Source organism: Achromobacter sp. ISS7 (genome assembly GCF_056523125.1).
This window is the reverse complement of sequence record NZ_JAWRZD010000001.1, coordinates 3,847,900-3,863,404: the sequence shown is the minus strand read 5'-3', so window position 1 is coordinate 3,863,404 and position 15,505 is coordinate 3,847,900. Positions and strand designations below refer to the sequence as shown.

Annotated in this window: 11 protein-coding genes and 1 tRNA gene; 7 read left to right on the top strand and 5 right to left on the bottom strand. The window is 67.2% G+C overall.

Features of this window, described 5'->3' with window-relative positions; all coding sequences use genetic code 11:
- Nucleotides 1-50: 50 nt before the first annotated feature.
- Nucleotides 51-689: a LysE family translocator gene (locus AC1HFW_RS17400; protein WP_006392796.1), complete on the bottom strand. Its 639-nt coding sequence runs from the start codon at nt 687-689 to the stop codon at nt 51-53.
- A gap of 205 nt (nt 690-894) precedes the next feature.
- On the opposite strand from AC1HFW_RS17400, the gene glyA reads away from it, so the two are divergent.
- Together glyA and nrdR are read left to right on the top strand one after the other, a co-directional pair.
- Nucleotides 895-2,145, top strand: coding sequence for a serine hydroxymethyltransferase (gene glyA / locus AC1HFW_RS17395; protein WP_006392797.1), 1,251 nt, complete (start codon nt 895-897; stop codon nt 2,143-2,145).
- A 206-nt stretch (nt 2,146-2,351) separates the two neighbouring features.
- Nucleotides 2,352-2,831 carry a transcriptional regulator NrdR gene (nrdR, locus tag AC1HFW_RS17390; RefSeq protein WP_006392798.1) on the top strand — a complete coding sequence of 160 codons (480 nt, stop codon included), beginning with the start codon at nt 2,352-2,354 and terminating at the stop codon, nt 2,829-2,831.
- A 95-nt stretch (nt 2,832-2,926) separates the two neighbouring features.
- Here nrdR and AC1HFW_RS17385 read toward each other — a convergent pair whose 3' ends face one another.
- Complete coding sequence (locus AC1HFW_RS17385; RefSeq protein WP_116520521.1) at nt 2,927-3,886, bottom strand: GlxA family transcriptional regulator; 960 nt, start codon at nt 3,884-3,886, stop codon at nt 2,927-2,929.
- 11 nt (nt 3,887-3,897) lie between these two features.
- Nucleotides 3,898-4,467, bottom strand: coding sequence for a cysteine hydrolase family protein (locus AC1HFW_RS17380; RefSeq protein WP_241067962.1), 570 nt, complete (start codon nt 4,465-4,467; stop codon nt 3,898-3,900).
- A 202-nt stretch (nt 4,468-4,669) separates the two neighbouring features.
- Between AC1HFW_RS17380 and ribD the strand changes: the two genes are divergently transcribed.
- Nucleotides 4,670-5,839 carry a bifunctional diaminohydroxyphosphoribosylaminopyrimidine deaminase/5-amino-6-(5-phosphoribosylamino)uracil reductase RibD gene (gene ribD, locus AC1HFW_RS17375; protein ID WP_479286519.1) on the top strand — a complete coding sequence of 390 codons (1,170 nt, stop codon included), beginning with the start codon at nt 4,670-4,672 and terminating at the stop codon, nt 5,837-5,839.
- Here the strand turns inward: ribD and AC1HFW_RS17370 are convergent.
- Together AC1HFW_RS17370 and AC1HFW_RS17365 are read right to left on the bottom strand one after the other, a co-directional pair.
- Nucleotides 5,836-8,319, bottom strand: coding sequence for a hypothetical protein (locus tag AC1HFW_RS17370; RefSeq protein ID WP_479284597.1), 2,484 nt, complete (start codon nt 8,317-8,319; stop codon nt 5,836-5,838). The genes ribD and AC1HFW_RS17370 overlap by 4 nt on opposite strands.
- Entirely contained in the window at nt 8,306-9,529 is a 1,224-nt protein-coding gene (locus AC1HFW_RS17365) for a DUF3142 domain-containing protein (RefSeq protein ID WP_479284596.1), read from the bottom strand. The genes AC1HFW_RS17370 and AC1HFW_RS17365 overlap by 14 nt, the downstream gene beginning before the upstream one ends.
- 843 nt (nt 9,530-10,372) lie before the next feature.
- Between AC1HFW_RS17365 and AC1HFW_RS17360 the strand changes: the two genes are divergently transcribed.
- The 4 genes from AC1HFW_RS17360 to AC1HFW_RS17345 all read left to right on the top strand — a co-directional run bounded on the left by AC1HFW_RS17360 (nt 10,373) and on the right by AC1HFW_RS17345 (nt 15,362).
- Entirely contained in the window at nt 10,373-12,289 is a 1,917-nt protein-coding gene (locus AC1HFW_RS17360) for a PrkA family serine protein kinase (RefSeq protein ID WP_420094580.1), read from the top strand.
- A gap of 12 nt (nt 12,290-12,301) precedes the next feature.
- The gene (locus tag AC1HFW_RS17355) at nt 12,302-13,561 is read left to right on the top strand and encodes a YeaH/YhbH family protein (RefSeq protein ID WP_479284594.1); all 1,260 of its coding nucleotides are present in this window, start codon (nt 12,302-12,304) and stop codon (nt 13,559-13,561) included.
- Nucleotides 13,558-15,108 carry a SpoVR family protein gene (locus AC1HFW_RS17350; protein WP_479284593.1) on the top strand — a complete coding sequence of 517 codons (1,551 nt, stop codon included), beginning with the start codon at nt 13,558-13,560 and terminating at the stop codon, nt 15,106-15,108. Before AC1HFW_RS17355 ends, AC1HFW_RS17350 begins: the two co-directional genes overlap by 4 nt.
- 163 nt (nt 15,109-15,271) lie before the next feature.
- Nucleotides 15,272-15,362: transfer RNA gene (locus tag AC1HFW_RS17345), tRNA-Ser, on the top strand.
- Nucleotides 15,363-15,505 lie beyond the last annotated feature (143 nt).

The following is a 15,505-nucleotide window of genomic DNA, read 5'->3' as shown; positions in this document are numbered from 1 at the left end:
CAATGCGGCCCTTTTTTATTTCCGGCACATTCGCCGGACGCGCCGCGCCCTCAGGCGCCGGCGCGCTTCAGGCGCAGCAATGCCACGCCGAAGGCGACGAATACCGAGCCCACCGCCCGGTTGATCCAGCGCACCGCGCGCGGTTGCTGGAACAGGCGGCGGGCGCGGCGCGCCAGCAGGCCGTAGGCCAGCAGCGAGGGCAGCGACAGGCCCATGAAGATGCCGGTCAGGATGAAGAACTGCGGCAGCAGCGGTTCGGCCGCGTTCAGGAACTGCGGGAACAGCGCGGTGAAGAACAGGATGGGCTTGGGATTCAGGCCGGCCACGAAGGCGGCTTCGAGGTACAGGGCCAGCGCGCCGCGCGGCGGGCGGCCCTGGCTGTCCGGCGGCGTCGCGGCCACGCTGCTGCGGCCCAGCAGGTGGCGCAGGCCCAGGTAGATCAGGTAGGCGGCGCCGGCGATCTTGAGGGCGGCGAACAGCAGGGCGGACGATTGCAGCACCACGCCCAGGCCCAGCATGGCGGCGGCGGACAGCAGGAACAGGCCGGTGACGTTGCCCAGCGACGACGGCAGCACCGCGCGCAGGCCGCCGGCGGCGCCGTTGCGCATGGCCAGGATGCTGGCCGGGCCGGGGGTGACGACGCTGACGGCGGCGACCAGGGTGTACGCAAGCAAGGTCTGGGTTTGCATGAAAGTTTCTCAAGTCGGATTGAGCGCGTTTTCCGGCGTCGGGCGGATGTCAGGACTTTCGCGTCCTTGACGGGAATTTTGCCGCCATTCGGGGCATTTTGGCGACAGGGGAAGCGGCGGTACGCGGTAAACTATTCGTCATTATCCGGGTTTACCCACCCGGGCGCAGTTTCCTCCTCTCTTACCGCCTCAGGAACCCCCCGTCATGTTTGACCGCAACCTCACCCTCTCCAAGGCTGACCCGGACGTCTGGGCCGCCATCCAGAAGGAAGACGTTCGCCAAGAGCAGCACATCGAGCTGATCGCTTCGGAGAACTATGCCAGCCCGGCCGTCATGGAAGCCCAGGGCACGCAGCTCACGAACAAGTACGCCGAAGGCTACCCGGGCAAGCGCTACTACGGTGGTTGCGAATACGTCGACGTGGTCGAGCAACTGGCCATCGACCGCCTGAAGCAGATCTTCGGCGCCGAAGCCGCCAACGTGCAGCCCAACTCGGGCTCGCAGGCCAACCAGGGCGTGTACATGGCCGTCCTGAAGCCGGGCGACACCGTGCTGGGCATGAGCCTGGCCGAAGGCGGCCACCTGACGCACGGCGCGTCGGTCAACGCCTCCGGCAAGCTGTACAACTTCATCTCGTACGGCCTGGACGAAAACGAAGTCCTGAACTACGCCCAGGTCGAACAGCTGGCCAAGGAACACAAGCCCAAGCTGATCGTCGCCGGCGCCTCGGCCTACGCCCTGCATATCGACTTCGAGCGCATGGCCCGCATCGCCCACGACAACGGCGCGCTGTTCATGGTCGACATCGCCCACTACGCCGGCCTGGTCGCCGGCGGCGCGTACCCCAACCCGGTGCCGCACGCCGACTTCGTCACCTCGACCACGCACAAGTCGCTGCGCGGCCCGCGCGGCGGCGTCATCATGATGAAGGCCGAGTACGAGAAGATCATCAACTCGGCCATCTTCCCCGGCATCCAGGGCGGTCCGCTGATGCACGTCATCGCCGGCAAGGCGGTGGCCTTCAAGGAAGCGCTGGAACCCGAATTCAAGACCTACGCGCAGCAAGTGGTCAAGAACGCCAAGGTGCTGGCCGACACGCTGGTCAAGCGTGGCCTGCGCATCGTCTCGGGCCGCACCGAAAGCCACGTCATGCTGGTGGACCTGCGTTCCAAGGGCATCACGGGCAAGGAAGCCGAAGCCGTGCTGGGCCAGGCCCACATCACGGTCAACAAGAACGCGATCCCGAACGATCCGGAAAAGCCCTTCGTGACCAGCGGCATCCGCCTGGGCACGCCGGCCATGACGACCCGCGGCTTCACCGAAGCCGAGGCCGAACTGACCGCCAACCTGATCGCCGACGTGCTGGACAACCCGCGCGACGAAGCCAACATCGCCGCCGTGCGCGCCAAGGTCAACGAACTGACCGCGCGCCTGCCGGTGTACGGCAAGAAGTGATGCGGCGGCGGATCTTTCCCGCCGGCACATGACAAGGACGGCTCCGCGAGGGGCCGTCCTTTTGTTTTCAGGCCAATGGCGCTTGCGCGCCGGCGGTCATCGTGGCAAAAATAATAGGGACGAATTTGTCATAGTCGACGCGGACCGACAGTCGCATCGTTACAATATCGGCGAATTATTGCTTTCCGTGTTTTCAGGGATCACACATGCGGTGTCCATTTTGCGGCAATTCCGAAACGCAGGTCGTCGACAGCCGTGTCTCGGAAGAGGGCGATGCGATCCGCCGCCGGCGTCGCTGCCAATCCTGTGACAAGCGCTTCACCACCTACGAGCGGGTGGAGCTGGCGCTGCCTTCCGTGGTCAAGCGCAACGGCAGCCGCAGCGACTACGATCCCGCCAAGCTGCGCGCCAGCCTGAGCCTGGCGCTGCGCAAGCGTCCGGTCAGCACCGAGGACGTGGACGCGGCCGTGGCCCGCATCGAGGAACAACTGCTGGCCAGCGGCCTGCGCGAAGTGGCCTCTGGGCACATCGGCGAACTGGTCATGAACGAGCTGCGCAAGCTCGACAAGGTGGCCTACGTGCGCTTCGCCTCGGTCTACAAGAGCTTCGAGGACATCGGCGAATTCGTCGAGGCGATCCGCGAGATGCAGGGACCGGTACTGCCCGGCAAGCTGCGCAAGGAATGACGCCGTCGCGCGGCCCGGCCTGTCGCGGCCCGGCCGATCGCGGCCCGGCCGATCGCGGCCGCCGCTACGCTAGCGGCGAGCAGCCGCCCGGCGCGCTACAGCGCCACCGTCCGCGCCATGCTGGGCGTCTGCGGCTGGAACCGGCGCCACACGCGGCGCAGGTGCTGGGCCGAGCCGAAGCCGGATTTCTCCGCCACCAACTCCAGGTTCAAGCGGGTCTCGCGCAGCATGTCGCGCGCCAGCGCCACGCGTATCTGATACAGGTAATCCATCGGCGTGCAGCCGGCATGCTCGCGGAACAGCCGCGTCAGGTGGCGCGCGCTGGTGTGGGCCTGTTCGGCCAGCGTTTGCGCCGACCAGGGCGCAGCGGGGTTGCGCACCACCGCGTCCTGCACCCGGTGCACGCCTGGATGCATGTGGTTGCGGTGCTCCAGCCAGGGCGAGAGCGCCGAGTCGGTGCCGGCGCGGCGCTGGTACACCACCATGTCGCGCGCCACCTCGCTGGCCACGCGCGGGCCGCAATGGCGCGCCACCATGTGCAGCGCCAGGTCGATGCCGGCGGTGATGCCGGCGCTGCTGACCAGGTTGCCGTCTTCCACGAAGATGCGGTTGTCGTGCAGCCGGGCGCTGGGATCCAGGTCGGCCAGCTGCGCCAGGCAGCTGTGGTGCGTGGTGCAGTCGCGCTGGCGCGTCAGGCCGGCCGCGGCGGCGAACAGGGCGCCGGCGCAAACGGTCATCAGCGTGAAGCCGTCGGCCGGATGGCGCGCCGCCAGCCAGTCGATGATGAGGCGGGCCTCGGGTTCATCCAGGCGGATGTGCTTGCCCACCACGCCCGACACGATCACCAGCGCCTCGGGCGGCAGTTTTTCCGGCAGCGGCTGGATCCGGGCCAGGTGCAGGCCGGGAATGCCGCTTTCGACTTCGGTCGAAGGGCCGCAAAAATGCTGCGAGAAGGCGTCCGGGCACAGCTTGTTGGCGACCCGGAACGCCTCGGCCGGCCCGGCCACGTCGAGCAGCACGATTCCTCGGGGCAACACGAAGTGCACGGGAATCATGGCCGGTTGCCTTATTGCGCGTCGGCGAAGACGTCGGCCGCGCGGGCGATGCGGGCGAAGCGGCCCTGCAGGACCAGTTCGGTGGCATCGCGGATCTCGGCCGGCGTGTAGTGCTTGCCGGACGGGCTCTGCATCGCGAAGGTCAGCGTGGCGTCGGTCGGGAACACCACCTTGAAGCCGTCGTCGCTGGCGTGGCGGGTGGTGGTCTCGCAGCACTGTTCGGTGCGGATGCCGCTGACGATGACGCCCTCGATGCCGTGCTTGCGCAGCCAGTCCTGCAGCGTGGCGCCGTCGGCGTCCTTGGCGTAGAGCGAGGAATGCACGGTCTTGTGGAACACCGCGTCGGGAGCGATGCGCAGTTCCTTCAGCGTCTTGACGTGGCCGGAGGCCAGCGAGAACGGGTTGGCCGGGTCGTTGGCGGCGCTGATGTGGAACACCTGCAGCACCGGGATGTCGCGGGCGCGGGCGGCGTCGATCAGGCCCTGCAGTTGCGAGACGAATGCCGGGTATTCCGATTCGTCCCAAAACGGACGCTGGCGGAAGGAATCCTGGACGTCGATGACGATCAATGCTTGTTTCATGGCGGCGGGCTCCGTGCCGTGGGATTTCAGGAGGTACGAAGCGTATTGTGGGCCTGCCCCGGCTCCCGGGCGAGGCCGTCTCCAGACCTGCATCGGCCTGAAACGGACATGCATTTCGGGCTATGGCGGCCATCATAGCGCCTCCGCCCGCCGGCGGGCGCGGCGTGCCGCGGGCCCGTCGCGGACATACAATTTGGCCATGATGACGAATTCCAGCCCGACCCCCGGCGAAGCCGATGACCTGTCCTGGATGCGGCGCGCCCTGGCCCTGGCGCAGACCGTGATGTATTCGACCGCGCCTAACCCCCGGGTGGGCTGCGTGATCGTGCGCGATGGCCGCGTGCTGGGCGAGGGCGCGACCCAGCCGCCGGGCGGCCCGCACGCCGAAGTCTGCGCGTTGCGCGATGCGCAGGCGCGCGGCGAATCGGTGGCGGGCGCCACCGTCTACGTCACGCTGGAGCCCTGCAGCCATTTTGGCCGCACGCCGCCCTGCGTGGATGCGCTGCTGGCGGCCGCGCCGGCGCGCGTGGTGGTGGCCATCGGCGATCCCAATCCGCTGGTCAACGGCAAGGGCCTGGCGCGGCTGTGCGAGGCCGGCATCGCCGTCACCACCGGCATCTGCCGCGAAGAGGCGCTGGCGCTGAACGCCGGCTTCATCTCGCGCATGAGCCGCGGGCTGCCCTGGACCTGGCTCAAGATGGCGGCGTCGCTGGACGGCCGCAGCGCGTTGCACAACGGCCTGTCGCAATGGATCACCGGCCCCGAGGCGCGCGCCGACGGCCATCATTGGCGCGCCCGCAGCTGCGTGGTGCTGACCGGCATCGGCACCGTGCTCAAGGACGATCCGCAATTGACCGTGCGCAGCGTCCAGACGCCGCGCCAGCCGCGCCGGGCGGTGGTCGACGGCCGCTTCGAGATTCCCGAGGACGCGCGCCTGTTCGACGGCGGCGAGGTGATCGTGTTCACGGCCCGCGCCGACGCCGCCAAGCAGGCGCGGCTGGAGGCCAGGAACGTGCGCGTGGTGGCGTTGCCGGCCGAGACGCCCGACCGGGTCGACCTGCCGGCGATGATGCGCTGGTTCGCCGCGCAGCAGTTCAACGAAGTCCACGTCGAGGCCGGCGCGGGCCTGAGCGGCGCGCTGGTCGCGGCCGGCTGCATCGACGAACTGCTTATCTATATGGCGCCGATGCTGCTGGGCGATGCCGCCGGCGTGGTCAAGCTGCCCATGCTGGAACGGCTGGATGCCGCCCCGCGCTACGAATTCATCGAGGCGGAGCGGGTGGCGGCCGACCTGCGCGTGCGCGCCCGCGTGCCGGAGCACTGGCGCGGCCTGTTGCGGCGGGTGGAATTGCCCGCCGCCGATACGCCCTAGCGCTTCGTGTCCTTGCCGGCCGGCGCGCCATTGCGCCAGGCCCACAGGCCGGCGCCGAGCGCCGCCAGCGCCAGCAGGCCGGCGGCCAGCAATATGCCCGGGTGCTGCTTGCGCGCCCGTTCCCAGGCCTTCCATGCCTGGATGTAGTGAAAGCGCGAGGCCGACTGGAAATCCGGTTCCGGGCATTCGCGGCCGAAGCTGCCGCTGAAGGGCACCTGGGCCCCCTGGTCCACGTAACGCAGATAGATGGCGGTGGCCCGTTCCGGCGTGTCGTCGATGACGTAGCGGGCGCCGCGGCAGAGCGTGGCCGCGAATGCCTGCGAGCGGGCTGGCAGTTCGTCGGCCGCCTTCATCGCGTAGTCGGCGGCGATCTGGCGGTAGTGATAGCGCACGTTGGGGCGCGCCTCGCTGGCCGCGTAGCGCACGCGCTCTTCCTGCGTCACGAAGGGGCCGGGCAGGTCCGCCTCGGCGCGCTGCTGCGGGGTGTCCATCGGCACGCCGGCATCGGCGCGGGCCTCGCGCCACCAGGGGTTGGCGTCGCGGCCGGCGCCGCCCGAATAGTTGCCCTCGTAGACGGCGTAGTCCGGTCCCTGTTCGTAGCCCATGATGCGCATGCCGTCGCGGCGCGCGAGCTTGGCGGCGGCGTACCAGGCCTCGGCGCGCGTAGTGCGGCCCCAGGCGTTGCCGGCGGCCTGCAGCGCGTCGCCATACTGCGCGGCGCGCTGGCGGAGATCGGACTCCCGGATCGTCCAGTTGCCGTCGTCGTAGTCGAGCGTGGCGAAGCGCGGATCGGAATCCGCGGGGAAGTACGGCAAGGCCTCGGCCACCCGGTTTTCCCGCACCAGCCGGCGCGCCAGCAGCTGGCGCAGGCGGTCATGGACGGGCGGCTGGTTCAGGCGGCTCCATTCATAGAACTGGTCGGTCGTGTAGCGGCTGAAGCCCGGCGGCCGCGACGGCGCGGGCGGGGGCGGCGGCAGCCGGTCGACATAGGCTTTGAGTTCTTCGGTCGTCAGCACGCGTTCGGCCACGTAGGCCGCGTCGTTCCAATAGGGCGAGAGCGGCCAGCCTTCTTCGGGCGGGGGCGCGCCGTCGCCCGCCACGGCGGCCCGGTACAACTGGTCGAGGGCTTCGACGTATTGGCCGCGCGACAGCGACAGCACGCCCTGTTCGCCTTTGAGCAGCGCGCCGGCTTGCGCCTCGACGCTGCCGTCACCGCGCGGGAACGCGTCCACCGCGCGGGCGTAGGCCTGGGCGGCCAGTTCGTTGTCGCCGCGGCGGATCGCCAGCTTGGCGCGTACCCACCAGGCCAGCGCCGTGTCGAGCCGGTCGGCCAGTCCTTGCGCCAGGTCGTAGCGGCCGACGCGGTAGGCCAGCGCCGCGACCCGGTCGGCATCCACGATCCGCCGCGGATCCTGCGTTTGCAGCGCGGCCACCAGCGATTGCAGCGCGGGGTTGGGCGTGATGTTGGGCGTGCCATCGGCCGCATCGGCCAGGCTCAGCCGGCCGGTGGCCTCGAAGTTGGCGAAGGGGTCGCGCGCGCTATCGGGCTTGCCATCGACGATGTCGCCCAGCCGGGCCAGGCCGTACGCCACCAGCAGGCGCTGGCTGACCGGGTCGTCGATCAGGCGGATGGCGCGCGTCGGCGACGCCAATGCCCAGTCGGCCATCAGGCGCAAGGATTCGCGGCCGCTGATCGAATCGCGCGCGGCCTGGGCGGCATACAGGCGCACGGCCCGCTGCAAATCGGCCGGCGCGATCGCATCCATGCAGGGCGTGGCGTTGAACAGGTCTTCATAGGCGCACTGGCCAAGGCTGCCGGACAACGACAGGCGCGCTTCCTGGCCGTAGCTGGCGACGGCCAGGCCCAAGGGGTCGGGCGCGCCTTGCCGCGCCAGTTCGCGCACGCGGGCATAGGCCTGCGCCGGGCTGCCGGGCGCGGGCGTGGCGCCGATGTCCCCGATTTCGGCCAGCAGGTAGGCGGCCCAGACGCTGCGCGTCGCGGCCTGCTCCGCCGGCAGCGCCAGGATGGCCAGCAGGCGCTGGCGCGCGCGTTCCAGGCGCGGTTCGTCCGGGGCCTGGGCGGCGCTGCGGTAGTCGACCGCGGCGGCGGCATAGAGGCGCGCGGCTTCCGGCAGGCCGGCGCCCGCGGCATAGGCCTGGTCGCCGTCGGGACGGGCGCGCATCGTCCGCGCCTGTTCCCGTTGCGCCGGCGTCAGCGCCGTGTCGAACGCTTCGGGGATGGCGTCGGAGCGGTAGCTGCCGTCCGGTAGCAGCGGCGATTCGTTGGCGCGCAGCGTGTCCGTGGCCGGCATCAGCCGCGCCGCCTCGTAGGCGAACGAGTTGGCGGGCGTGCCTTGCAGCGTGCCGGCGCGGTCGTCCAGCAATTGGGGCGGGAAGTCCGGGCCGCAGGCGATGACGATGCCGGCGCCAGCGGCGCAGGCCAGCACCAGCGCGGCGGCAAGCGATTTACGGTTGTACATGGAAGCTCGGGGTTGCGGAGTCACAGCGGATCCATCCAATGGCGCGTTCGGCGCCGGCGCGCAGCAAGCCATCCTGCGCGCGGCGAAGATACCTGCCCTCGCGATCGTATTCAAGGGTGTAGCCGTTGATGCCGTCGGCGGCGCTGCAAGTGGCGTCGAGCCGCACGGTGAACGGGAGCGCGGTGTCGGCGTTGCCGCGGTTGGCCAGCCGCACGTCGCGCGCGCCGCCGGCGCCGGGCGCGGCGGCGGTCACCGCCAGCCGCGGCGTCAGCGGCTGGCGCGCCAGCACGGCGCGCCAGGTCGGCAGGCTCCAGGCGCGCGTGTCGGCCTGGGTCGGCAGGCGGAACCAGACGATGCCGCTCAACCCCGGCGGGCGATCACGGTCGAGCGCCGCGACAAAGGCCGCCATGGCATCGGGCGTGACCAGCAGCTCGGCCGAGCTGCCGCCCGGCATCAGCGCCGGACGTTCGCTTTCGACCGCGGCGATGCGGCCGTGCTCGTCCCACGCGACACGGCTGCCATATGAAGGCAGCGCCACGCGCCAGGGTTTGGCGGCATGGCGCGCGTAGGCATCGAGCCAGGCGCGGGCCCGCTTGGCGTCGAACAGGCCCTGCGTGGGATTCTGCACGGCGTGGACCTGCAGCACGGTTTCGTCCGGCACCGCCAGCAACGCGGGCAGCGCGGGGCTGTCGAGCCAGGTGGGCAGGGCGGTGATCGACAACGGCAGGCTGGCGCCGAGGCGGGTCTTCAGCGTCGCCAGCAAGGCGGCATAGGCCGGCAGCTTCGAGGTGGCGCAGTCGTAATCGATTTCCAGGCCGGCCAGCGTGACGCCGGCCTGGCGCCAGGCCGCCAGCGCGGCGGCGGCGCGATCGGCGATGTCGGTGTCGCGCAGGTCGTTGACGCGGCCATCCAGCCGCAACACCAGCACCACGGGCCGTTGCGATGCGGCCAGCGCGGCCAGGTCGGGCGCCGCGTCGAACCAGGCGCCGTCGGCGCGCAGTTCGGCCGCCAGAACCCGCCATGAGCGCACGGCATCCGCGCCCTCGGCCAGCGCGCTGACCAGCGCGGGCGTCCATTGCCGCTGCCACACATAGGCGTCGTTGGGCAGGGGCGGCGAGGCGCGTTCGCACGCGGCCAGCAACAGCACGCCGCACACGGCCGCCAGACGCCGCCAACGCATCGGCGCGCGGGCAATGCGGAGCCCTTGCATGATGGGGCGCGGGCGGGTCGGCATGAGGGGCGGACGGTGTTTGAAAGCGGTGGCGTGCGCGGTGTCGCGGGATGCGTGATTCTATCCTTGACGCCGCAAGGGGTATTAGCACTCTCGATGCCTGGCTGCCAACAATCCGCGCGATAGCCGTGGACCATCGCCCGCATAGCGTTTGCCCGCGCGGCTCGCGGCGTGATGGCAGCAAGTTTGGGAGCGATTCTTGCGGGACCACGTCGAAGCATCCGACAGCTTTTTTTTACCGCGTGTGCACAAATGAATTGCCACAAAACCGTCAATTGGGCTTAAGCTAGGTCATGACTTGGCGCTACGCGCGCATGGCTTGCTCCACGACCCGCCACGCGCCCTCGTCACCACGGATTCCAGTGTCGCGTACCGGCGCTTTTCACAAACCGAACCGACACGTTGCTGAACGCAGTCGCCTTGCGCCGTTCAGACCGTTCGCTGCCATCGCATAGCGAACGCACCGGACTTGCGTCCGGATCATAAGAATCCACCGGGATATCTCATCCCTTCAAATCATTGCTGACCATTTCGTGCGTGGCTGCGTCATGCGCCCGTTCTACAGCGATATGCTGAAGGCGAACGAGTGAACTTATTCACGTTGGTTGCAATCCCTGACGGAACTTGTGTCTGCAGGGTGCAGCCTAAACGGAAAGGGCCCGATCGTGCTCTTGGTTGATGTGTGGCGAAAGCAACATACGACCGTGCCGAGATTGCTAATAGCGAGATTGACTAGTCACGCTGAAGCACTGAGGCACACAATGGGGACACGTAGGGACGTCATGGCTTTTTCGCGTGTTGTAGGAGGTTTCCGTGCAAAACATCGTCGAAGGCTTCAAGTCGCAGTATGCAAGAGAACAGGAATCAGAGCTTTCCCTAGAGGAATATCTGGACCTCGCCAAACGCGACCCGATGGCGTACGCCAGCCCCGCTGAGCGCATGCTGGCGGCGATTGGCGAACCTGAAATCGTGGATACGCGCAACGACCCACGTCTTTCCCGTTTGTTTTCCAACCGGACCATCCGGCGCTATCCGGCGTTCCAGGAGTTCTACGGCATGGAGGACGTCATCGGGCAGATCGTGGCGTTCTTCAAGCACGCCGCGCAGGGGCTGGAAGAGCGCAAGCAAATCCTCTATCTGCTGGGGCCCGTCGGCGGCGGCAAGTCGTCCATCGCCGAACGCCTCAAAGTGCTGATGGAGAGCTTCCCCATCTACGCGCTCAAGGGCTCGCCGGTGAATGAGTCGCCGCTTGGCCTGTTCCATCCGGAACGCTTCGGCGACACGCTCGAAAAGGAATACGGCATTCCGCGCCGCTATCTCACGGGCATCATGTCACCGTGGGCGGTCAAGCGGCTGAAAGAGTTCGACGGCGACATCTCGCAGTTCCGCGTGGTGCGCCTGAACCCGTCGGTGCTGCGCCAGGTGGCGATCGCCAAGACCGAACCGGGCGACGAGAACAACCAGGACATCTCGTCGCTGGTCGGCAAGGTCGACATCCGCAAGCTCGACCGCCATTCGCAGGACGACCCGGACGCCTACAGCTATTCCGGCGGCCTGTGCCTGGCCAACCAGGGCCTGCTCGAGTTCGTGGAAATGTTCAAGGCGCCGATCAAGATGCTGCATCCGCTCCTGACGGCGACGCAGGAAGGCAACTTCAAGGGCACCGAGGGCTTCTCGGCGATCCCCTTCAATGGTTGCATCCTGGCGCACTCGAACGAGTCGGAATGGCAGACCTTCCGCAACAACAAGCACAACGAGGCGTTCCTCGACCGTATCTATATCGTCAAGGTGCCTTACTGCCTGCAGGTGTCGGAAGAAGTCCGCATCTACGAAAAGCTGCTGCATCACAGCTCGCTGTCGACGGCGCCGTGCGCGCCGGGAACGCTGGACATGATGGCGCAGTTCTCGGTGCTGACCCGGCTGAAGGAGCCGGAGAATTCCAGCATCTATTCGAAGCTGCGCGTCTATGACGGCGAAAGCCTGAAGGACGTCGACCCGAAGGCTAAGGCGCTGCAGGAATACAAGGACTACGCCGGCACCGACGAAGGCATGAACGGGGTCTCGACGCGCTTCGCGTACAAGATCCTGTCCAGCGTCTTCAACTACGACCAGACCGAGGTGGCGGCCAATCCGGTGCACCTGATGTATGTGCTCGAGCAGCGCATCGGGCGCGAGGACTACCCGGAGGAAATCCGCCGGCGCTACCTGGAGTTCATCAAGGGCTTCCTGGCGCCGCGCTATGCCGAGTTCATCGGCAAGGAGATCCAGACCGCCTACCTCGAGTCGTACTCGGAGTATGGCCAGAACATCTTCGACCGCTACGTCACGTTCGCCGACTGCTGGATCCAGGACGAGGAATTCCGCGACCCTGAAACCGGCGAGAGCTTCGATCGCAGCGCCTTGAACGACGAACTGGAGAAGATCGAGAAGCCGGCCGGCATCGCCAATCCGAAGGACTTCCGCAACGAGATCGTGAACTTCGTGCTGCGGGCGCGCGCCAACAACAACGGCCGCAACCCGACCTGGACCAGCTATGAAAAGCTGCGCGAAGTGATCGAGAAGAAGATGTTCTCGAACACGGAAGACCTGTTGCCGGTGATCTCGTTCAACGCCAAGGCGTCGGCCGAGGACAAGTCGAAGCACCAGAGCTTCGTCGACCGGATGGTGGAAAAGGGCTACACGGAAAAGCAGGTCAGGCTGCTGTGCGAGTGGTACCTCCGTGTGAGGAAGTCTTCCTGAGCGAGGTGAATCATGAATTCACTGATCGATCGCCGTCTTAACGGGCGCAACAAGAGCGCCGTTAACCGGGAGCGCTTTCTGCGGCGTTACAAGGACCAGATCCGCAAGGCGGTCCACGGGATGATCCGCGACCGCTCGATCCAGGACATGGATCAGGGCGGCGAGATCAACCTGCCCGCCCGCGATATTTCCGAGCCGACGTTCCGGCACGGCGCGGGCGGCGACCGGGAAATGGTGCATCCGGGCAATCGCGAGTTCGCCAAGGGCGACACGTTCGACCGGCCTCAGGGGGGAGAAGGCCAAGGCGGGTCCGAGCCCGGCGAGGGCGAGGCGGTCGATCAGTTCACCTTCAGCCTGTCGCGGGCCGAATTCCTGAACCTGTTTTTCGAGGACCTGGAACTGCCTCACCTGGCGCGCACCCAGCTGGGCGAGGTCAGCCAGAAGAAATGGCAGCGCGCCGGCTACACCACCACCGGCTCGCCCAGCATGCTCAGCATCAGCCGCACGCTGAAGTCGTCGCTGGCGCGGCGGGTGGCGCTGAGTGTGAAGGCGCGCGCCGATCTCGAGGACGCGGAAGAGCGCCTGGCCATGGCCAAGGCGGCGGGCGCGCCCGCCGACCAGATCAAGGCCCTGGAGCAGGATGTCGAGGACTGCCGCGAGCGCCTGGCGCGCGTGCCGTTCCTGGACGACCTGGACTTGCGCTACCGCAACCGCGTGTCGGTAGCGATCCCGATGGCGCGCGCGGTCATGTTCTGCCTGATGGACGTGTCCGGCTCGATGGACGAGGGCAAGAAGGACCTGGCCAAGCGCTTCTTCACGCTGCTGTACCTGTTCCTGTCGCGCAAGTACGAGCACGTCGACCTGGTCTTCATCCGCCACACGGACAATGCCGAGGAAGTGGACGAGCAGACCTTCTTCTACGATCCCAAGAGCGGCGGCACCATCGTGCTGTCGGCGCTGGAGCTGATGCGCGAGATCGTCGAGAAGCGCTATCCGCCCACGGCCTGGAACGTCTACGCGGCGCAGGCCAGCGACGGCGACTCGTTCGGCGCCGACGCGGGCAAGAGCGCGCGCTTCCTGGCCGAGCACCTGCTGCCGGCCACGCGCTACTTCGCCTATATCGAGGTTCCCGACTCGCAGGAGGCGCGCAAGAGCAGCCTGTGGGCGGAATATGAACAGAAGCTGGCGCCGCATTTCGTGATGCGGCGGATTTGCGATCGCGGGGAAATCTATCCCGTGTTCCATGACCTGTTCAAGAAGGAAACCGCATGAATGCCATCCTGGGCGCACTCGTGGAGCCGGAGTCGGCCGGCAGCCCCCGGCCGCTGTCGCAAGGTTCCGAATGGACGTTCGAACTGATCCAGTCCTATGACGAGGCGATCTCGCAGGTCGCGCGCGAATACGGGCTGGACACCTATCCGAACCAGATCGAGGTCATCACCTCGGAGCAGATGCTGGACGCCTATGCGTCGGCGGGCCTGCCCATCGGCTATCCGCACTGGTCGTACGGCAAGGAGTTCATCCGCAACGAGCAGTTCTATCGGCGCGGCATGCAGGGCCTGGCCTACGAGATCGTGATCAACTCCAACCCCTGCATCGCGTATCTCATGGAAGAGAATTCCATGACGATGCAGGCGCTGGTGATCGCGCACGCCTGCTACGGCCACAACTCGTTCTTCAAGGGCAATTACCTGTTCCGCCAGTGGACCGACGCCGATGGCGTGCTGGACTACCTGGTGTTCGCCCGCAAGTACGTGATGGACTGCGAGGACCGCTACGGCATCGACGCGGTCGAAGCGCTGCTGGATTCCTGCCACGCGCTGTCGCACCATGGGGTCGACCGCTACAAGCGGCCCACGCCGATCTCGTACAAGGAAGAGGCCGCGCGGCAGGCCGAGCGCCAGGAGCACGCGCGCCTGCAGTACAACGACCTGTGGCGCACGCTGCCGCGGCTGGAGTCCGACAAGGACGAACGGGTCGCCGCGTCGGTGTTCCCGCCCGAGCCGGAAGAGAACCTGCTGTACTTCATCGAGAAGTACTCGCCCAAGCTGGCGCCGTGGCAGAAGGAGCTGGTGCGCATCGTGCGCAAGGTCGCCCAGTATTTCTATCCGCAGACCCAGACCAAGGTGATGAACGAAGGTTGGGCCACGTTCTGGCACTACACCATCCTGAACCGGCTGCACGAGAAGGGGCTGGTCAACGACGGCTTCATGATGGAGTTCCTGCAGAGCCATACCAACGTCGTCAGCCAGCGCGGCTTCGACGAGCGCGGCTACGGCGGCATCAACCCGTATGCGCTGGGCTTCGCGATGATGTCGGACATCCGCCGCATCTGCGAAAAGCCCACCGACGAGGACCGCCGCTGGTTCCCCGACATCGCCGGCAGCGACTGGCTGAAGACGCTGGACTTCGCCATGCGCAACTTCAAGGACGAGTCCTTCATCTCGCAGTACCTGTCGCCGCGCCTGATCCGCGAGTTCCGCTTCTTCGCGATCTCCGACCACCAGGCCAATCCCAAGCTGGAAGTCGCCGCCATCCATGACGACGACGGCTACCGCGACATCCGCCGCCTGCTGGCCGCGCAGCACAACCGCGACAACCAGGTGCCGGACATCCAGGTAGTCCGTTTCAACCGCGACACCGACCGTTCGCTGGTGCTGCGCCACCTGAAGAGCCGCGGCCGGCCGCTGGCGGCCGAGGATGCGGAGCAGGTGATGAAGCACCTGGCGCGCCTGTGGGGGTTCCGCGTGCGGCTGGAGGAAACCGAGCCGGACGGCACGGTCGGCTCGTACCGCGAGCAGGATCCGCCGAACGCCTGAGCGATGGAGGCCCGGAGCCGCCATGGCCTGGCGGGCATGGGCACCCGTGGCAAAAAGGGGACGCAATAACGTCCCCTTTTTCTTTTGCCGTACCGCCAATGCAGCTTTCTTGCCGATCTGCTAGAATCGCGGATTCGCATTTTTCGCAATGCGTACCGGATCAGGACAGGTGGCCGAGTGGTTGAAGGCGCACGCCTGGAAAGCGTGTATACGTCAAAAGCGTATCGGGGGTTCGAATCCCCCTCTGTCCGCCAAGAATTTCGCAAGCGTTGCCGCGCGGTCATCCGCCAGCTGCTTGCCCCAAAAACCCGCATGAACATTGGTTCTGCGGGTTTTTTGTTGCCCGGCGAGAACGCGCTGCAAGCAGCGTTCGCCTTCCTTGAGTGCTCAAGCCGGC

Bases quoted from the DNA above. Each gene is read 5' to 3' on its own strand.
- AC1HFW_RS17400 (WP_006392796.1), bottom strand. From the start codon at position 689: ATGCAAACCCAGACCTTGCTTGCGTACACCCTGGTCGCCGCCGTCAGC.
- glyA (WP_006392797.1), top strand. From the start codon at position 895: ATGTTTGACCGCAACCTCACCCTCTCCAAGGCTGACCCGGACGTCTGG.
- nrdR (WP_006392798.1), top strand. From the start codon at position 2,352: ATGCGGTGTCCATTTTGCGGCAATTCCGAAACGCAGGTCGTCGACAGC.
- AC1HFW_RS17385 (WP_116520521.1), bottom strand. From the start codon at position 3,886: ATGATTCCCGTGCACTTCGTGTTGCCCCGAGGAATCGTGCTGCTCGAC.
- AC1HFW_RS17380 (WP_241067962.1), bottom strand. From the start codon at position 4,467: ATGAAACAAGCATTGATCGTCATCGACGTCCAGGATTCCTTCCGCCAG.
- ribD (WP_479286519.1), top strand. From the start codon at position 4,670: ATGACGAATTCCAGCCCGACCCCCGGCGAAGCCGATGACCTGTCCTGG.
- AC1HFW_RS17370 (WP_479284597.1), bottom strand. From the start codon at position 8,319: ATGTACAACCGTAAATCGCTTGCCGCCGCGCTGGTGCTGGCCTGCGCC.
- AC1HFW_RS17365 (WP_479284596.1), bottom strand. From the start codon at position 9,529: ATGCAAGGGCTCCGCATTGCCCGCGCGCCGATGCGTTGGCGGCGTCTG.
- AC1HFW_RS17355 (WP_479284594.1), top strand. From the start codon at position 12,302: ATGAATTCACTGATCGATCGCCGTCTTAACGGGCGCAACAAGAGCGCC.
- AC1HFW_RS17350 (WP_479284593.1), top strand. From the start codon at position 13,558: ATGAATGCCATCCTGGGCGCACTCGTGGAGCCGGAGTCGGCCGGCAGC.